General features: G+C 37.6%; 14 protein-coding genes. 9 read left to right on the top strand and 5 right to left on the bottom strand.

The genetic code is table 11. From position 1 onward, the window contains the following. Window positions 1–5 precede the first annotated feature (5 nt). Complete coding sequence (locus MusilaSJ_RS27350) at window positions 6–959, bottom strand: hypothetical protein (protein WP_274987913.1); 954 nt, start codon at window positions 957–959, stop codon at window positions 6–8. Window positions 960–1,132: 173 nt separating this feature from the next. On the opposite strand from MusilaSJ_RS27350, the gene MusilaSJ_RS27355 reads away from it, so the two are divergent. From MusilaSJ_RS27355 to MusilaSJ_RS27380, 6 genes are all read left to right on the top strand, one after another. Beyond that, on the top strand, window positions 1,133–1,894 hold the full coding sequence (locus tag MusilaSJ_RS27355) for a hypothetical protein (RefSeq protein ID WP_274987914.1): 762 nt from the start codon (window positions 1,133–1,135) through the stop codon (window positions 1,892–1,894). Window positions 1,895–2,058: 164 nt separating this feature from the next. After that, window positions 2,059–2,325, top strand: coding sequence for a helix-turn-helix transcriptional regulator (locus MusilaSJ_RS27360; RefSeq protein ID WP_274987915.1), 267 nt, complete (start codon window positions 2,059–2,061; stop codon window positions 2,323–2,325). Between the two features lie 12 nt (window positions 2,326–2,337). Beyond that, entirely contained in the window at window positions 2,338–2,598 is a 261-nt protein-coding gene (locus MusilaSJ_RS27365) for a helix-turn-helix domain-containing protein (protein WP_274987916.1), read from the top strand. Window positions 2,599–2,843: 245 nt separating this feature from the next. Further along, window positions 2,844–3,227, top strand: a complete 384-nt coding sequence (locus MusilaSJ_RS27370) for a plasmid mobilization protein (RefSeq protein ID WP_274987917.1) — start codon at window positions 2,844–2,846, stop codon at window positions 3,225–3,227. Then, window positions 3,217–4,176: a relaxase/mobilization nuclease domain-containing protein gene (locus MusilaSJ_RS27375; RefSeq protein WP_274987918.1), complete on the top strand. Its 960-nt coding sequence runs from the start codon at window positions 3,217–3,219 to the stop codon at window positions 4,174–4,176. Before MusilaSJ_RS27370 ends, MusilaSJ_RS27375 begins: the two co-directional genes overlap by 11 nt. A gap of 12 nt (window positions 4,177–4,188) precedes the next feature. Then, window positions 4,189–4,803: a hypothetical protein gene (locus MusilaSJ_RS27380; RefSeq protein ID WP_274987919.1), complete on the top strand. Its 615-nt coding sequence runs from the start codon at window positions 4,189–4,191 to the stop codon at window positions 4,801–4,803. 143 nt (window positions 4,804–4,946) lie between these two features. On the opposite strand, the gene MusilaSJ_RS27385 is transcribed toward MusilaSJ_RS27380, so the two are convergent. Then, window positions 4,947–5,345 carry a type II toxin-antitoxin system RelB family anti-toxin gene (locus MusilaSJ_RS27385; RefSeq protein WP_274987920.1) on the bottom strand — a complete coding sequence of 133 codons (399 nt, stop codon included), beginning with the start codon at window positions 5,343–5,345 and terminating at the stop codon, window positions 4,947–4,949. Window positions 5,346–5,474: 129 nt separating this feature from the next. Between MusilaSJ_RS27385 and MusilaSJ_RS27390 the strand changes: the two genes are divergently transcribed. Continuing rightward, entirely contained in the window at window positions 5,475–6,569 is a 1,095-nt protein-coding gene (locus MusilaSJ_RS27390) for a HEPN domain-containing protein (protein ID WP_274987921.1), read from the top strand. A gap of 2 nt (window positions 6,570–6,571) precedes the next feature. Next, window positions 6,572–7,894 (top strand): hypothetical protein, encoded by a 1,323-nt coding sequence (locus MusilaSJ_RS27395; protein WP_274987922.1) that lies wholly within the window; start codon window positions 6,572–6,574, stop codon window positions 7,892–7,894. 290 nt (window positions 7,895–8,184) lie between these two features. Here the strand turns inward: MusilaSJ_RS27395 and MusilaSJ_RS27400 are convergent, their stop codons facing one another. Together MusilaSJ_RS27400 and MusilaSJ_RS27405 are read right to left on the bottom strand one after the other, a co-directional pair. Continuing rightward, window positions 8,185–10,380, bottom strand: a complete 2,196-nt coding sequence (locus MusilaSJ_RS27400; protein WP_274987923.1) for a DEAD/DEAH box helicase — start codon at window positions 10,378–10,380, stop codon at window positions 8,185–8,187. After that, window positions 10,377–11,147 carry a HamA C-terminal domain-containing protein gene (locus MusilaSJ_RS27405; protein WP_274987924.1) on the bottom strand — a complete coding sequence of 257 codons (771 nt, stop codon included), beginning with the start codon at window positions 11,145–11,147 and terminating at the stop codon, window positions 10,377–10,379. Before MusilaSJ_RS27405 ends, MusilaSJ_RS27400 begins: the two co-directional genes overlap by 4 nt. A gap of 339 nt (window positions 11,148–11,486) precedes the next feature. Here MusilaSJ_RS27405 and MusilaSJ_RS27410 point away from each other — a divergent pair, with 339 nt between their 5' ends. Then, entirely contained in the window at window positions 11,487–15,278 is a 3,792-nt protein-coding gene (locus MusilaSJ_RS27410) for a DUF7149 domain-containing protein (protein ID WP_274987925.1), read from the top strand. On the opposite strand, the gene MusilaSJ_RS27415 is transcribed toward MusilaSJ_RS27410, so the two are convergent. Further along, entirely contained in the window at window positions 15,265–16,212 is a 948-nt protein-coding gene (locus MusilaSJ_RS27415; protein ID WP_342457035.1) for a TaqI-like C-terminal specificity domain-containing protein, read from the bottom strand. The genes MusilaSJ_RS27410 and MusilaSJ_RS27415 overlap by 14 nt on opposite strands. Window positions 16,213–16,238 lie beyond the last annotated feature (26 nt).

The following is a 16,238-nucleotide window of genomic DNA, read 5'->3' on the forward strand; positions in this document are numbered from 1 at the left end:
TGAAATCAATAATGGTTTCTGTAGTGCAACAATTCACTATCTACGGATTCAAGCTTATTCGCAGATAAAACAGTATTTAAGCTTTTCAAACAATCAACTCTCAAAATGTTAAATTGATCTGCAAGTTCATTATTTAATACTTCTAAGCACGTTTGATGCTCACGAATTTCCTTTTTCTGCAATCCTTTTTGGTAAAGTTTGCGAATTTCATCTAACTTTTTGTAGATATCGCCTATTGCTATCCTCCATTCCTGTTGAGTTAGTGATGTGTAAGGAAACGATGTTGCTAACAAATCACCCCGCCGGTTATATAGTTTGCCTGTTTGGATTGCTTCCATCGTATCTTTTATAGCCTTTATGAAATCACCTCCACTTTCTTCACCCCTTATTTCACGTGCATAAGCAGGTCTGCTAAAGGCCATTTTCAGCATAGAAAGAAAATGTACATTCTTATCGTAACGATGAACATTTACCAAAATGTCCGTGTAATACCAATAGAGCAAGTTATCATGTCGTTCTATATGGGCCTGGAAATCTTCCCAAAACCAAATATCAACCTTAAACTTACCATGATTGATTCTTTGGTGGTTTATATCCCGGATTATATCTTGAATTTTAGTATCGCGTGAAGCTGTAGTCGCGAAAATTAATTGATCTAAACTTGGGTTTTTAATTTCCTCGGCCGCTATTATCTCACTATCTATTAATGCCTTAGTTAGTAAACTATGATTTAGTAATTCGCCATTGGAACTTGTGAGTGATTTTTTTTTACACTGGAAGCCGGTAAAGTTGTTGTTGTGATCGTAACCAAAAATATCTATACCTGATTGCGACTGTCCTTGACTACCATAGTGATGCCAACCATGTTGAGGCCATATTACATCTACAACACCTTTAGTTAGTTTTTCAAATTCTTGCCATGTTTGAGGCGGCAACAGAGACGCGGTGATATTTCCCATACTCGTGATTAGGTTATTGATTGTAAATATAATATTAATTGCATGGTGACTGAAACGCGCACAATGAATTTAAATAACCCATCATAACTATCTATGCAGCATATATTATATTTCTAAAACCAAATTTTAAAAAAGGGCGTTAAAACACATATTGAATTAATTGACCTCAAACCATGCCTAACAAATACTTCAAACCACATAAGCCTTACGACCGCAACCCACATAAATATGATATAGGTGTATTTGTCGGATTAAAGAAAGGTTACGAGGATAATCTATTCATAAAGAAACTGTTTACACTACCCGAACTCGAATACGCCGCTTATTACCTGTATCACCTGACTTACTTCTTAAATAAGGAGCCTAACGGTGAGCAGGAGTTTTTTTCTTTCGTGTGGCAGATCGTTTTAAGGCGTATCAAATTTATAGAAACCAAAGACCCTTTTAATTCGAGCCATGCGCTGGACATGGAAATACTCGACAAACTACTCAGCTTTCAAAAGTACCTGCGCTCTATCGACCAGTGGAATACCCAAAAAACGTTGCCCGAAATCATTGCAGACCAACAGGACGAGATCAGGAAACAGCAGGTCGAAATAGGTACATTAAAAGAAGACCTAAAAGCAGCAAGGAAGTTAGAGACGCAAGAGTATATTAACATTGCAGATGGTTACCTCTTAAGCTTTTTGGATATATGTCTGCAAGCGCAGGAAGCTATGTTACCGGATAGCAGCAAAGAGTTGGTATTTTCCCAAACGCAAATCGTTTGGTGCAAGATGATTGCTAAGTATTTCAGAGAGGATAATAACGAGATCAGTTTGGAAACCATACGCCGCTATTTCCCTGCCGATAAGAATAACCCCGGCTCGAAATACGCCAAAATCCCATCGGAACTAAAGTTGTTTCAACTTAAACCCGCGCGAAAGCGGAGTTGAAAACCGTTCAAAACTAACCGTATTTGTTTTCTCTTTTCACAAGCAACAATAGCTTGAATTTCAGCATTGTACAGGCTTATCACAGCTTGTTATAAACGCCGTCAATTTAACCACGCAGTTCCGCGTGGTCACGCCCGCGACACCTTTTTATTTTCATTTGCTTCATGGAAATCATCAACCAGGAAGCCCTAAGCCGGTGTGTCAGGGATGCAGTCAGGGCAGAATTACAGGAACATTTTAAGATGGGCGAAACATCGCCACAGGACGAACGGCTATTGTCCAAACAAGAACTGTCCGAAGAATTGGGCGTGTCATTGGTCACGCTTACGGACTGGATGAAAAAGGGGCTACCCTATTTACGCCTGCATAAGCGGGTTTATTTCAAAAAGAGCGAAGTGCTCAAAATCATGCAACAAAAAACTAAAGATTAACAGGAGGGCAAAATGAACATCGAGTTTATCACGAAAGAGGATTTGAAAAAGTTGGAGAACTTATTACACGAGATCAAGGGACTTTTAAAGCCAGGTCAGGGTCAAAGTAAGCAGTGGTTAAAAAGCTACGAGGTCAGGAAGCTGCTTAATATTTCGCCCGGCACTTTGCAGAATTTAAGGGTCAACGGCACTCTCCGATATACCAAGATCGGCGGCCTGCTTTATTACAAGCGGGAGGACATTGAAACACTTTTGGAGGGCAACGGCAAGTAGGGCTTCGTGTACGAAGCCAAAGCGAAGCTTTGGTGAAAAGTCGGCGCAGCATACCGCTTGCGGTATAGCTGTATAACTGGAGATACCGGCCGGAGGCCGTTAACCAAACCCATTTGCCGATAAGAAGCAAGTTTGTGTTTTCGGTACCCGAAAACTCCGCCCATGCCTTCGGCAGGACGGCAAACTTGCTTTTTGCTCCCGATGGTCGCAAAAAGGGAAAGAGGATTTAAGGACGATATAAGTGTATGGAAACCACAGTAAAGACCGTAACAAAAACGGCAAAGTCGAAGCACAAGGGCGGCAGGCCGAAAGTCAGCATCAAGCGTGAATCCCACGCCAAGATCCGGCTGACTGCTACCGAGCGAATACTATACAATGGCCGCGCTAAAGATGCAGGAATGAGCTTAAGCGATTTTGTAAGAGCGGCGGTAAAGTCCGCAAGGGTTATCGCCCGGCTATCGGTGGAGGATATGAAAATAATGCGCATGATGATGGGACTTGCCAACAACTTAAACCAGTTGACCCGGCTTGCCCATCGGGACGGGCTACTTTCCGTTGCCCGAAAATGCAGTGAAGTTTTAAACGAGATTGACCAGGCATTAAAATATTTCAACAACGATGATCGCTAAAATACCCAAGCCCGGCAGAAGTTTTGGCGGTGTCGTGGAATACAATGTACTGAAAAAGGATGCGGAGTTGCTTTTTGCCGATGGCATAAGGACAGATCATGTAAAGCACATGATAGCAGATTTTAATATGCAGCGGAAACTTAATCCCGGATTGGGTCAGGCGGTCGGTCACATTGCGTTAAGCTTTAGTGCAAATGATAAAGGCAAATTGACAAACGACCTGATGACCGCTATTGCTAAAGACTATCTGCAAAGAATGAAAATTGATAACACGCAGGTTTTGATTGTCCGGCATCAGGATAAAGCACACCCGCATCTGCACATCGTTTATAACCGGGTTAACAATGATGGCAAAACCATTGCAGATAGTTTTCAGCAGTATAAAAGCATTAAGGTTACTAAGGCGCTCACTTTACAGGATGGATTATTCATTGCTTCCGACAAGAAACAAGTCAACCGGGAGCAGCTTAAAGGTGCCGATAAAGTCAAGTACGAATTGTACGATAAGATCAAGGCCGCGAGCAAGCAGGCAACTACTATGGGGGAATTAAAGCAGGTATTGGCTAAACATGGAATCATCACGCATTATAAGTTAAAAAGCGGCACACTGGAGATACAGGGAGTTAGTTTCAGCAAAGGCAAGTACACCTTTAAAGGCTCGGAAATTGACCGCAGTTTGAGTTATGGTAACCTGACCAAGCAGCTACAGGAGCAAGTTAAAGAAAAACAGGTAGCAGATCAGCAGCCATCGTTAGCGCAGCAATTACGGGACGTATTAGCTATCCAGCAAGGGAAAGAACAAGAAAGTACGGCGAAGCAAGTATTTGGAGCAGCTCTTGACCTGTTCGGTCAGATGCCAGTAATCGCTACCGACCCCGAACCACCCCGTAAACGCAAAAAGAAAGGCCAGGGCGAGGACGAAGAACAAAGCAGAGGTATGAGAATTTAAATATTTAGAATTATGGAAAACCACGAAGATAATTTACAGCAGGAGATCATGGACAGTTTATCGCGAAAGTATACTGAACTTGAAAAGCGCCAAAGCAAATTGGAGACTTCAAACCTTGAAGCTATGCCCAATCAAATCAAAGAGTTAGAAAAAACTGTTGCCGAGATCAAAATAATGAATACAACAGAAATCAACGATCAACTAAAGCAATACGGAAATCAATTAGACATATATGGCCAGCAATTAAAATCATTTCCAAAGGAAGTACCTATTCGCAATAAAATAGAGTTTGATACCAAATCAAGATTTGTAGTTAGGATAATATTATCTCTAATTGGGTTTGCCGCCGTGTCGATTGGAGTGATTGTCGTTTTGATTTTCGAGTTAAGTAGTCGGTCGGATTATAAAGACAAGTACAAAATTGTGCAGGGATTTTATCCGAGAGTGGCCGATCAAGTCGATAGTGCATATTTGGTTAATAAGGACACGCTACTTAGTCAGGCAGAAATAAATATTGAACATCGTAAAGAACTATTAGATGCGGAATTGGATGCAAAGCAGGCGAAAGAAAAAAATGAGGATGCAAAGCAACGATTAGAAAAGCTTAAAAAACACAAATTAAAATGAGTTGCCAAATTAACAATTAAGCATGGTGTTGAAAAAAACTAAAGCCGGGCATTGCGCCTGGCTTTCAACCTAAACCTTATCACAATCGTCAACTAATCACCTAACGACAGTATTTTTCAAATAATCATTATTGATTGAAATATTTATTTACCTGTTAAAAGATCGTTTTTTTCTCTTTCTGCTTGAACCAAGCGTTCGTATAGCTTTTTATTTTCCTCGACTAATTCCAACAGTTTATCTAACGGGTTAAACGTGCAGTGGTAAAATGGGCCATGATTACTACCGTGGAATGTATTGTTAAAATAGTTAACTACTGCTTCTTCGGTGAAATTTTTTATAGCCTCTGTTGTTACACCCAATATTTTGGCAATCTTTTCTAATACCTCATCCTCGATAGTTTCGCTCTGTTCAATCCGAGATATTGCTTGTTGGCTTATGCCTAATTCGGTAGCAAGCGTATCTTGCTTGATACCACGCATCTCGCGAATGCGGCCAATTTTTCTACCTATATGATTGTTTGAGGGTTTAGCAGATGTTTCCATAAATCAAATATACAAAGAAATTATAACGGTAAAGAAACCGCATTAGCGAGTAAATAACACAGGTTTTGAGTTCTATACGCAGCCCGCAGCCTTGAATTTTGATTTGAACGGTAATCAAAATTCAACAATATGAACAACATTAATTTTTTCAATGGCTCCGTGATGAATAATGTAATCATTAACGGGTCGCGTATCACCATAGCGGGTATCACTATGGAAATCGATACGATAATAGAAACGGCCTACAAAAAATTATTGGCTCAGGCGCGTGAACGCATAATGGTTTTAGAAGCGGCACTTAATCGGGAATTTCCCATTGAAGACTTGGTAGATGACCATTATGCAACAGAGGAACAGGGCAAAGAAATGGATGAGCTAATACAGAAAGTAGCTGAAAAATACAACTTATCACATATCTTTTGTTTTGCCCGGAAAAGTAATATATCAAACGATTTCAATGCCTTCGGTGATTTAAGTCCCGGCGTTGCCATCGAACTGCACCATTTTCTATTATTCATCACAAAAGGTTCAGAACGCGTAGAACATGAAATACAGGACTATATTAATAACCACTTTAAAAGCTTTAAAGTAACCGCTTTATCTCACAGTTTTGAAAATGCCCGGAATGCCATAGCACAAGGCAATCGTTTCTTTGTCACCGCATTTAAGGGCATTAGTCTGTACCACGACAAGGAAACTTTCCTTGATATTGAAATGCCGAAACTCAACCCAGTTAATACACTTGAAAAGGCTGAAAGGCGGTTTCACGACCATATAAGAATGGCATCGGGCTTTTTACACAGTGCATCTATCTGCATCCGTAATGAAAAATTCTTTGAGAACGGTGTTTTCTCGCTTCATCAGGCGGTTGAGCAGGCTTGCATAGCAATTATAAAAGTGCATACTGGCTATAGGATTGATTTACATAACATTGCACGCCTTTTGAACTTATGTAAGTTTATTTCAGAACGACCCGCTAATTTATTTCTCCCCGGCGATCCGGAATCTGAAAGGCTATTTCAAATTCTCCGGGACAGCTATGGCAATGCCCGATATAAGGAAGATTTTAAAATAGACGAAGCGGACGCAATCAATATTTTAGAAAAGGTTGCTGCATTTGTAGAGTTGGCAGAAAATATTTGCCTTGACTGGATAAATAATCTTCGCACCGAGATAAGTCACAAGGAAAGCAACAACACCGAAGTCGAACTCACAACAGAATGACTATGCCTGCCAAAAAAAGAAAAGAGGCGGTAATCATTCCGTCTGAAATGTTTTTTTACGCGATACCTTTTAAGTCATCGCGCCAGCGCCTGACACGCGAAGACCTTGCAGAGTATTACGAGCCGCCGAAAGGAAGAAAAGCTTATATGGGTAATCATTACCTATTAATCAGCTTTGAAAACAGCATCCTGAACGTTAAGGTGAACCCTAATGATGGTTCAGAAAACCATTTGTACCTGCACGTTGAGCGTGATGAGTTGCATGTCGCATGTACATGCGGTATGCCCAATGACAAACTTTGCTATCACGCGTATATAGGATTGCATAGTATGTGCTGGCTTACAGAGGGCTTTGACTTTCAGGAAATTTATTGGCCGGGTTACTATGACAATGGTAAATCAAAAAAATTCCTTGAAATAGAATTAGGTAAACAGCGGATAAATGTTTCAGGTAAACCGGAATTTGGCACTATTTACCGAAGCGGATTAAAATTCCCCGATGACCAGCCGCCAATATTAGAGCAGACCACAGATCAATTCCTTACCGTAAAACCGGGTGAGGTTACCGTTTACGCTTACGCGGTTTGCTTTGCAACTGGTCGTTTCCGAAATCGTCATTTTCCAGTTTTACTGCCATTCTATGGAATAACGAGCAAGGACGGCTCAAAGATTGTAAGCTTTAGTAAATTTATTTTACCTGATAAGTTACCTGCTAAAAATAACGCTCATCAATTGCAACAGCAATTAGACGATTACAGCAAAACCTTATACGGCATCGTTAAGCCTTTGAGCGTAGAAGAGAACCGAAATAGGAAGACTTGGACAGCGGCTAAACAAACAGTTTTTGAGTTATGGCAACAGGTATTACCATTATTGTCAAACTATCCCTATAATCAAAGCTATTACTTATGGTGGCTAAAGTATTTGAGAGAGCGACCTATGAAAATGTTTATGCGGGGATGCCGGTATAGCATAGAGCGGCCAACTTTAGCATTCGATCTCAATTATCACAAAGAATATTTTACGCTTACAGTAAATGTGATTGTCGGAAGTAAAGCAATTAAGGTAGATCATAAACCTCATCTATTCGTTTTTGATGAAGAAACGCATACTGGATTTTTAATGAACAGCATCCAGGATGACGAATTATTGATATGGATGATGGATAATAAAAATAAGATAACTGTATTAGCCGAACATTTTGGTGAGTTTGACAGGGACTTTTTAAGTCAGCTAAATGAAAAATATGTTGTTTTCTTTTCAGACAGATCGGGTAAAAGGATAGGCTATGATTACAATTTTGTGAAAACGATCGTCGGACTATAAAACTTGCATGGCGGTTAGCGGTTGCGGCAAACGACTCCATTCTTACGCCGTCAGCCTCACCGCAAGAACAAAGCGCAGTTGCCCTTTGCATAGCCCCTCAATCACCATCCGCCGCAAAGGTAGCCTACGCCGGAATAAAACGTCAAGGCTATACGGAGCGGGCCGAATTGTCCGCTTTCAGCGGCTGGCCCGGCCTTGACATTTTATCCAGCTAAGCGCTTTTGGTTGCTTACATAGTGATTAAGGAGAGGTCAGTAATTCATAGCGCTATTTACCACCATCTGCAAAAACTAGAAAGCATTACGTATTTTTTTTATTTCATAGTTGATGAGGCCACGGCTTTTCAAAGCCTCATCTGTCATACGATTGCACTGATTAATAAGGGTTTCTGGACTTAGGTTTTCATTAAGAAACCTTCTTAATTTATTAATTGCAGACACTGGAATATCATATTCCATTAATGCAGCAAGACTTGCCGGTAAAAAAGTGTGTTCTAAGGAACTTGCAAAAAAGCTATAGTTACCGAATGGCATATTATTCTTTTTTAATACATATTCCTGTAAATCAGAAATAACTGAAATCCACTTAGGCAATTTGTAATCGAACCAATGCCTGGTAATATTTAATATAAAAAATGCCATTGTATTTATTCTCTTCTGCTCCTCTGGATAAAGACTCACATAGTAAGAATCATTAATGATGTCATTAATTAATGCAGATACAGACTTCAGATTACTATATTTTATAGTCAGTACAGCTAGATGGGCAGGACTTCTGATATCAGCTTTATTTTCACCAGGTTTTAAAAGATTATTCCACGCCAATTCTATAACTGCCAAAATTTGATCATAAGTTGGATAAGCTGACCAGTTTAATAAAAACCGATAACTTTTGATATCGTCTTCTATCAGTTTAATAATCTTTAATTGACCATCAATATTAATACTCGCATTTTTTTTAAGAACATTTTTTAAATCATCATCTAGATTGTTGAACGCATCAAGTCTATGTTTAACGTTTTTATCGACGTCTGCTTCATCTAGTGCCACTAGGATCTCCAACGGCGCATTTTCTTGGTCGAAGAGAGGGATGTCTACGAAAAGCTCCATTTGATCGGGTTGCTTTTCAAAGCGGATAACATTTCCAATAAAATGCTTTTTCATTCGCCCTGACCTACCAGCTATGTTTTTATAGTCAAAAAAATCTATTTGCTTAGTTCCCTTTTCTTTATCAAAAAGAACTACATTTTTTGCGGATGTATTTACGCCTTCGATTAATGTTGAAGTGCAGAAAAGCCATCTAATAGATCCGGAATTGAAAGCATCTACTATTGAGCTGCCCAAATGTCGCGGCAATGCCCCATGATGAAATGCAACACCAGAATTTATTGCATCGATGAGAGACCATTTAGGATTAACATTCTGCGTAATCCATTCAAGTATATCCTGATTGTCCATTAAATTCTCAATTCCCAAGTTTACTTGGTGTGACATTAAATGAGAAATAAACTCTATCCCGAGAGTCGTCGCTTTATTGGGTGATGAACAGTAAATTAGCGTTTGATCAGTTATATCCGATAAGTAATTGAACAAGCTCTCCTTCTTTTGTTTCTTCTTTTCAGTGGCTTTGACTTTTCCAGTAATTTCGAGACTACGCTCATCAACAGAAACCGTTGAAAATTCTGTAGGATACCAAACTAAATCAAACTTTTCTTTAAATGATAAGGGGATATTCCGAATCATTGGCCCGAGCAAATAAAATTTGTTTGTAAGTTTAAGTAATCTGTTGAAGGCCTGATTTAGCGCTATTGCTCTATCGTCATCCCGACTCAGGCTTAACTTATAAAACTCATCAATAACAAAAAAATCTACAGTACTAAAATGTTCATATTCCACTACCCGCTCGCCGGTAAATAGGAATATGTTCCGTTTCTGCTCGTCAGGGACTTGGTTGGTTGATACAATAATTTTATAGTTGTCCCGATATTTCAAAAGTTTTTTTCGTGTTTCATCCAATAGCGCTAAAGTTGGTTGAATAATTACAATCTGTTCATAAATACAACTAGCAACGACCTCCTCGATCAGTAGACTTTTTCCAAAACTTGTTGGAGCACTTACAACAACGGCTCTTTTACTTTGTAGTTCTACAGATAAATGTTGTTGTTCCTCATGTAAAAAAAAGTCACTTATAAACGGGGATTTATGATATTCATAGCGCAATAATGCACTGGATGATAAATTTTGAGTGTCTAAATACGGATAGAGACCTGCCGCTTCGGTCAAATCATTCCAGATAGGTTTGGTATTATCCTGTAATTTTGACCAGGCATCACGTATTCTAATAACAATATCACGCCCATACTTTTCTTCATCTTTATTACGAAGTAATTGAGAGCAATATTTTGACAGCTCAAAACTGTCGTCGTAACTAATAAATTGTGAATCCGATATAAATCTGATAGCATCTGTGGCGGATTGAAATATCATATCTTTTGCATTAATTTCAGTCGTGTATCAAGTTCTGTATTTAAAATATCTTTATCGGGGACGGGCAAAAGCATCAGAATTATTTCAATCTTTATATCCCCTTTAAGCTTGACAAATTGATCATTTAGCGAGTTCCACTCTGATATAAAGTCAGCAAAACATTCGGAGGTGTTTTCATTGTGGGTATTAAATAAGTTGCTATTATATGTGCAAACCATTGGAATGACTATACTGGAAAAGATCACATCAAGTCTCTGATGTTTATCCATTAAGCTTCGCCAATACTCAATTTCTGGAATATTGCTTGGTAATTTTTTTGAAATCAGGCTAAATTCACTACGTAGATAATCTGCATTGACATGTTTTGTGATGTCCTTCGCAAGGTCTTTTATCCCGCTGCTTCCGGACTTATAAAGTTTGGATTCACCTAACCATAGTTTTTTGTCGGTATCAGTGATGCTAATCTGAACACCGTCGAATCCATGTGCAGGTACATTGTGTGAATCTTTAAAATAGATTTTTGATACCAAAGGGATTGTATTATGAAAATCGCGCAGAAGGAGATGTAAAATGAGTTCACCAAACTCCCCTCTAGTCTTGTACTTGTCTGTCATATAGACAGTTTCAGCAGCCTCTTTCAGTCTTTCAATGATTTCTGTAAGATGTACATGTTCTCCGCAATGATATCCTAAAGCAAATTCAGGAATTACATTCCTAATTACATCAACCAAAGGCTGTAATCGAAATTTGTTTTGATCAAATCCCACGTAATATGCTTTTAAAGTAGGGTTTGAAATCTTTTCTTCTAAGATTAAATCGGATTTAAATGGTCGAGGCATTAAGTAAGAATGTGTGACTTTAAGGTTTATTTATATCGCAACTGGGATATTCTATAAATATATAAATAAACTTTAAAGTGTATATTTTAGGTTTATTAAAGAATTTTTACATGAAGATTTTCAGTGTAGGATACTGTTGCTATCTCTGAATAGAGTTGTATCGAGTATTTAAAAAATAAGTAGTGGTACACCCAAGCGTGATTATTATCCCCCTTTTAATTTACTATAATTGCTTTATTTTACTAACCGCTTCTTTAATTTAGCCCTATGACCATATCCTTTATCTCTCTTATTGAAAGTATTAATAAAGCATATCGCCTCATTAAACCTCGCCGTGAGGACTTAGATATTTTTAAAGCCAACTTTACAAAGTTACTTGGGCATATCGATGAAAAAGAAACTGAAGAAAATGTAAAAGGACATTTAGCCGATTTTCTAAAATCAACATATTATGATCCCAACCATTTAATTGCCACTAAGGGACGCGCCGATCTCGTTATTCACTTAGAAAAAGAAGCCAAATCACACGTAGGCGTTTTGTTTGAGGTTAAAAAGCCATCAAACAAACTCGATATGGTTACTAAGGACAACCTGAATACCAAAGCGATGCATGAACTTATCCTATATTTTTTAAGGGAAAGGGTAAATCATAAAAATATTTCGCTTACTCACTTAGTAATAACCAACATTTATGAGTGGTTCGTCTTTGATGCCTCTTTATTTGAGCGTGTATTTGCTAAAAACACACAACTACAAAAAGCATATAAAGAATGGGAGGCTGGGCAAAAGGTGAGCGTAAAAACCGAATTATTTTATAATGAAATCGCAAAACCGTTCCTTCATGAACTACAGGAAGAACTAATATTTACACACGTAGATATCAGGGAATATCTAAAATATTTAAAAGCAAATAAAGAGAAGAACGACAATAAACTAATACCACTATACAAATTTTTTTCGCCGGTAAATCTACTTAAGCTGCCATTTATAAATGATAGCAACTCCCTTGACACCGGATTCTTCAAAGAATTGTTGCATATCATCGGTTTAGAAGAAGTAAAGGATGGTAGTAGAAAAATCATTCAACGATTACCACTCGAAAAGAGACAACCAGCCTCATTAATTGAAAACACCATCAATATGCTGGAAGTTGATGATGTTTTACGAAAAGTTCCAAGTAAGTTTCTAAACGGTAAAACGAGTGATGAGCAACTGTTCAATTTAGGTTTGGAATTGAGCATAACATGGGTTAACCGTATCCTTTTCTTGAAACTATTAGAGGCGCAATTAATTAAATATCATAATGGTAATACAAGGTTTAGATTTTTAAACGTACAAACAGTAAATGATTATGATGAGTTACATAAGCTTTTTTTTCAAGTACTTGCCAGGCAACCCGATAATCGTACACCAGCAATTCAGCAAAAATATAGTCACATACCGTATCTCAACAGTTCTCTATTTGAGATTTCACCATTAGAGGATGTTAGTCTTAGGATCAATGGTCTGGATGATAATTTAGATATCGACTTATATAATAATTCTATTTTAACAAAAAAACGCGTACGAAATCAAAACTTAAAAGCAATGAATACATTGCATTACTTTTTTGAATTTTTAGAGGCATACGACTTCTCCTCTATCGGCAAAGAGGAGGTACAAGAAGAAAATAAAACCATAATTAATGCAGCTGTATTGGGGCTGGTTTTCGAAAAAATGAACGGCTATCGTGACGGTTCAATATACACTCCAGGCGCAGTTACCATGTTTTTATGTGAGGAAACGATACGCAAAGCTGTAGTTCAGAAATTTAATAAGGCCTATGGGTGGCAATGCGAAGATATTGGCGATTTAAAGAACTATCTGGCTGATAGAAAAAACCGTAAAGATATCTTAGAATATAACCTGCTCGTTGAATCTATCCGAATTGTAGATCCGGCGGTGGGATCTGGCCATTTTCTTGTATCGAGCCTTAATGAATTAATTGTTATAAAAGCTCAATTGGGAATATTGGCTGATAAAGAAGGGGGCCGATTAAGCGATATCGACGTAAGTATAGCGAATGATGAATTGGTTGTCACATATCGCAACTCTTCTTTTTTTGAATATTCTGTCTCAACAACGATATCTGGTGGTCATGTAATTGCACCTGAGACCCAACGTATTCAAGAAACATTATTTAATGAAAAGAGAAAATTAATTGAAGGTAGTTTATTTGGAGTCGATATTAATTCTAACTCTGTAAAGATTTGCCAGTTACGATTGTGGATCGAGCTTTTAAAACATGCTTATTATAAAGCGGATGAGAATTATACCCAATTAGAAACATTGCCCAACATAGATATTAATATTAAGCATGGTAACTCCCTACTAAATAAATATTCACTTACTGAAGATCTATCAGAGGTATTTAAAAAGCAAAAATTTGGCGTAAAAGATTACCGTTTAGCCGTTGAGGCCTATAAAGATGCACCCAACAAAGATGCCAAAGCGAGCTTACAAAACTTTATTAAAACGATAAAAGAACAGTTTCATGAAACTGTGAGTAATCGCGACCCACGCAGAAAACGTCTTTCTGAACTTCGGGGGCAATTAGCATTAGCACAAAACAATTTCGACTTGTTCGGTAAAACGCGCTCCGAGAAGGAAATGGAGGTTGAGGTGCAAAAGATAATGGTAAGCATGGAAAAAATTGATAAAGAAATCAGTGACATACAGAACAATGCAATATATCGTAATGCTTTTGAATGGCGATTTGAGTTCCCAGAAGTATTAAATGAAAAGGGTGACTTTGAAGGTTTTGAAGTCATTATAGGCAACCCTCCGTATATTCAATTACAAAAGATGGGAGAAGATGCAGATGCGTTGCAAAAAGGGGATTATAGCACGTTCACCCGGACGGGTGATATATATTGTTTGTTTTATGAACAAGCCATTCGTTTGCTCAAGCCGGAATATTACTTTGGTTTTATTACATCTAATAAATGGATGAGGGCCAATTATGGAGTAGCAACTCGCAAATTCTTTTTGGAAAAAACAAATCCATTATTATTAGTTGACTTTGGGGGCTACCAAGTGTTTGAATCTGCAACTGTAGATACCAACATGCTCATTTCTCAAAAAGCGCCATATGGTGGAGAAACCCAGACCTGTTTACTTGATAAAAGCTTGGGTAGTTTAGAAAAAATGAGCGTTTATCTTAAACAGCACACCAGCACGGTTAAAGGCTTTTCTAAAGAGAGTGGGTGGGTGATTTTAAGTGAAATAGAAGCACGAATAAAGTCAAAAATTGAATCAATCGGTACCCCACTAAAAAATTGGGATATACAAATCAACTATGGAATTAAAACCGGCTTCAATGAAGCATTTATTATAGATAAAGCAAAGCGTGATGAACTACTAAAAAATTGTCCGGAAGCTGACGAAATTATACGTCCGATTTTAATGGGCAAGAATATTAAGAGATATCAATTCAATTGGGATGATAAATGGATTATCTTCACCAGAAAAGGAATCGATATTGATCAATACCCGGCTATCAAGAATTATTTATACAATTTTTATGATAGTTTAAGGCCAAGAAATAATAATGAGCCGACTGGAAGGAAACCAGGCCCATATAAATGGTTTGAAATTCAAGATAATGTAGCATACTATAAAGATTTTGAAAAACAAAAAATTGCTTGGGGAAATTTGGCTCTTAATGGTCAATTTTCCATCGTAGATGCTGGTTTTTATATAAATGCGCCATCATCATTTATCGCTACGGATCAAACTTATTTGGTAGCAATATTAAATTCGAAGCTTGCTGATTTTTATATAAAACAACTTGGAGTAACAAGAAATGGAGGATATTTTGAGTATAAGCCAATGTTTGTTGAAAAATTACCCATACCAGAAATTTCGCCAGAAGATCAAAGGCGTCTTTTAGAATTAATGGATACGGTCATGTTATCTGACAATCAGAAGATTAACATTGAAATTGACGAATTTATATACAAAATATATGGGCTAACCGTCGAAGAAATCATTTTTATGAATGCTTTCAAATTTCAATAAATCCAATAACTTCTCTTTCCTCTATCGTCAAGTTATATAAATCAAAAAGCATCTGGTCAATTTCTTTTTCCTGTTTTATAGTGCTAATTTTCTGATCTTTCATTTCCTGAATTGTGTTCACTTTATTTTTAAACGACTCATTGATGTCATCATTAACAGGCATAACTGGAATTAGATCAAAAAATATTTTCCTCAATTCTCTTGTGCCGCCCATCAATTCTGGGAAGTTATTTATAAAACAATATTTGAAAATAGAGGAATTAAAGAATGCGGTTAAATATTCCAGGTGTTGGCCTGAAATCACAAAGCATTTATTATTTACAAAGTAATTCTCTTTGCTGTCTAAATAAAAGTTGATAAACTTAGTTATCTCGGGGTAGATAATTTTAGGTTCGTAAAAATTCTGCCAATAATTAGACCCAAACCGTTGTAATGCATACCATTCATATCTGATGCCTGTTTCTGCCTGATTTCGTTTTTTCAGCTGATCTCTAAATTGCAAAAGATGTTCATACACAGCGGTATAATCTTTCTTAAAGGCTTCCTCAGCGACTGTGGAAACACCCGTGATCGTGTTATCGTTATGCAAAGGAAAATGCCAAGGCACAAAAAGCAAATACTGATCGTTCTTTTCAATCCAATATTTATGGATCTCCCTGCCACGAAGAATCGGACGTATAATTTCGTCATTTTTAGGCGAAGCCTCTATTAAGGCATCTCTCGTTTTTTGGTCAATAATAAACGCATCGTTAAGTCCGGTTAATATACCTCGGTTTATATTAATTTCCCAATCTTTTAACGGAGTTCCTACCGCTTCAATTTTGTTTTTTATAGTGGCTTCTAATGGTGAAAGTATTACCCATCCGCTATCAGGTTTAAAGCCCCCTTGCGTAGTAACTGACTGTCTAATAAAATCGCTCGTTGTTTTTATTATATACCTATCATAGTCAAATACACAGG

Origin of the sequence: Mucilaginibacter sp. SJ, assembly GCF_028993635.1 — a bacterium.
GTDB lineage: Bacteria > Bacteroidota > Bacteroidia > Sphingobacteriales > Sphingobacteriaceae > Mucilaginibacter.

What these genes read in the sequence shown, in the direction of transcription:
- MusilaSJ_RS27350 (WP_274987913.1), bottom strand. Translation starts at nt 959, where the DNA reads ATGGGAAATATCACCGCGTCTCTGTTGCCGCCTCAAACATGGCAAGAA.
- MusilaSJ_RS27355 (WP_274987914.1), top strand. Translation starts at nt 1,133, where the DNA reads ATGCCTAACAAATACTTCAAACCACATAAGCCTTACGACCGCAACCCA.
- MusilaSJ_RS27360 (WP_274987915.1), top strand. Translation starts at nt 2,059, where the DNA reads ATGGAAATCATCAACCAGGAAGCCCTAAGCCGGTGTGTCAGGGATGCA.
- MusilaSJ_RS27365 (WP_274987916.1), top strand. Translation starts at nt 2,338, where the DNA reads ATGAACATCGAGTTTATCACGAAAGAGGATTTGAAAAAGTTGGAGAAC.
- MusilaSJ_RS27370 (WP_274987917.1), top strand. Translation starts at nt 2,844, where the DNA reads ATGGAAACCACAGTAAAGACCGTAACAAAAACGGCAAAGTCGAAGCAC.
- MusilaSJ_RS27375 (WP_274987918.1), top strand. Translation starts at nt 3,217, where the DNA reads ATGATCGCTAAAATACCCAAGCCCGGCAGAAGTTTTGGCGGTGTCGTG.
- MusilaSJ_RS27380 (WP_274987919.1), top strand. Translation starts at nt 4,189, where the DNA reads ATGGAAAACCACGAAGATAATTTACAGCAGGAGATCATGGACAGTTTA.
- MusilaSJ_RS27385 (WP_274987920.1), bottom strand. Translation starts at nt 5,345, where the DNA reads ATGGAAACATCTGCTAAACCCTCAAACAATCATATAGGTAGAAAAATT.
- MusilaSJ_RS27390 (WP_274987921.1), top strand. Translation starts at nt 5,475, where the DNA reads ATGAACAACATTAATTTTTTCAATGGCTCCGTGATGAATAATGTAATC.
- MusilaSJ_RS27395 (WP_274987922.1), top strand. Translation starts at nt 6,572, where the DNA reads ATGCCTGCCAAAAAAAGAAAAGAGGCGGTAATCATTCCGTCTGAAATG.
- MusilaSJ_RS27400 (WP_274987923.1), bottom strand. Translation starts at nt 10,380, where the DNA reads ATGATATTTCAATCCGCCACAGATGCTATCAGATTTATATCGGATTCA.
- MusilaSJ_RS27410 (WP_274987925.1), top strand. Translation starts at nt 11,487, where the DNA reads ATGACCATATCCTTTATCTCTCTTATTGAAAGTATTAATAAAGCATAT.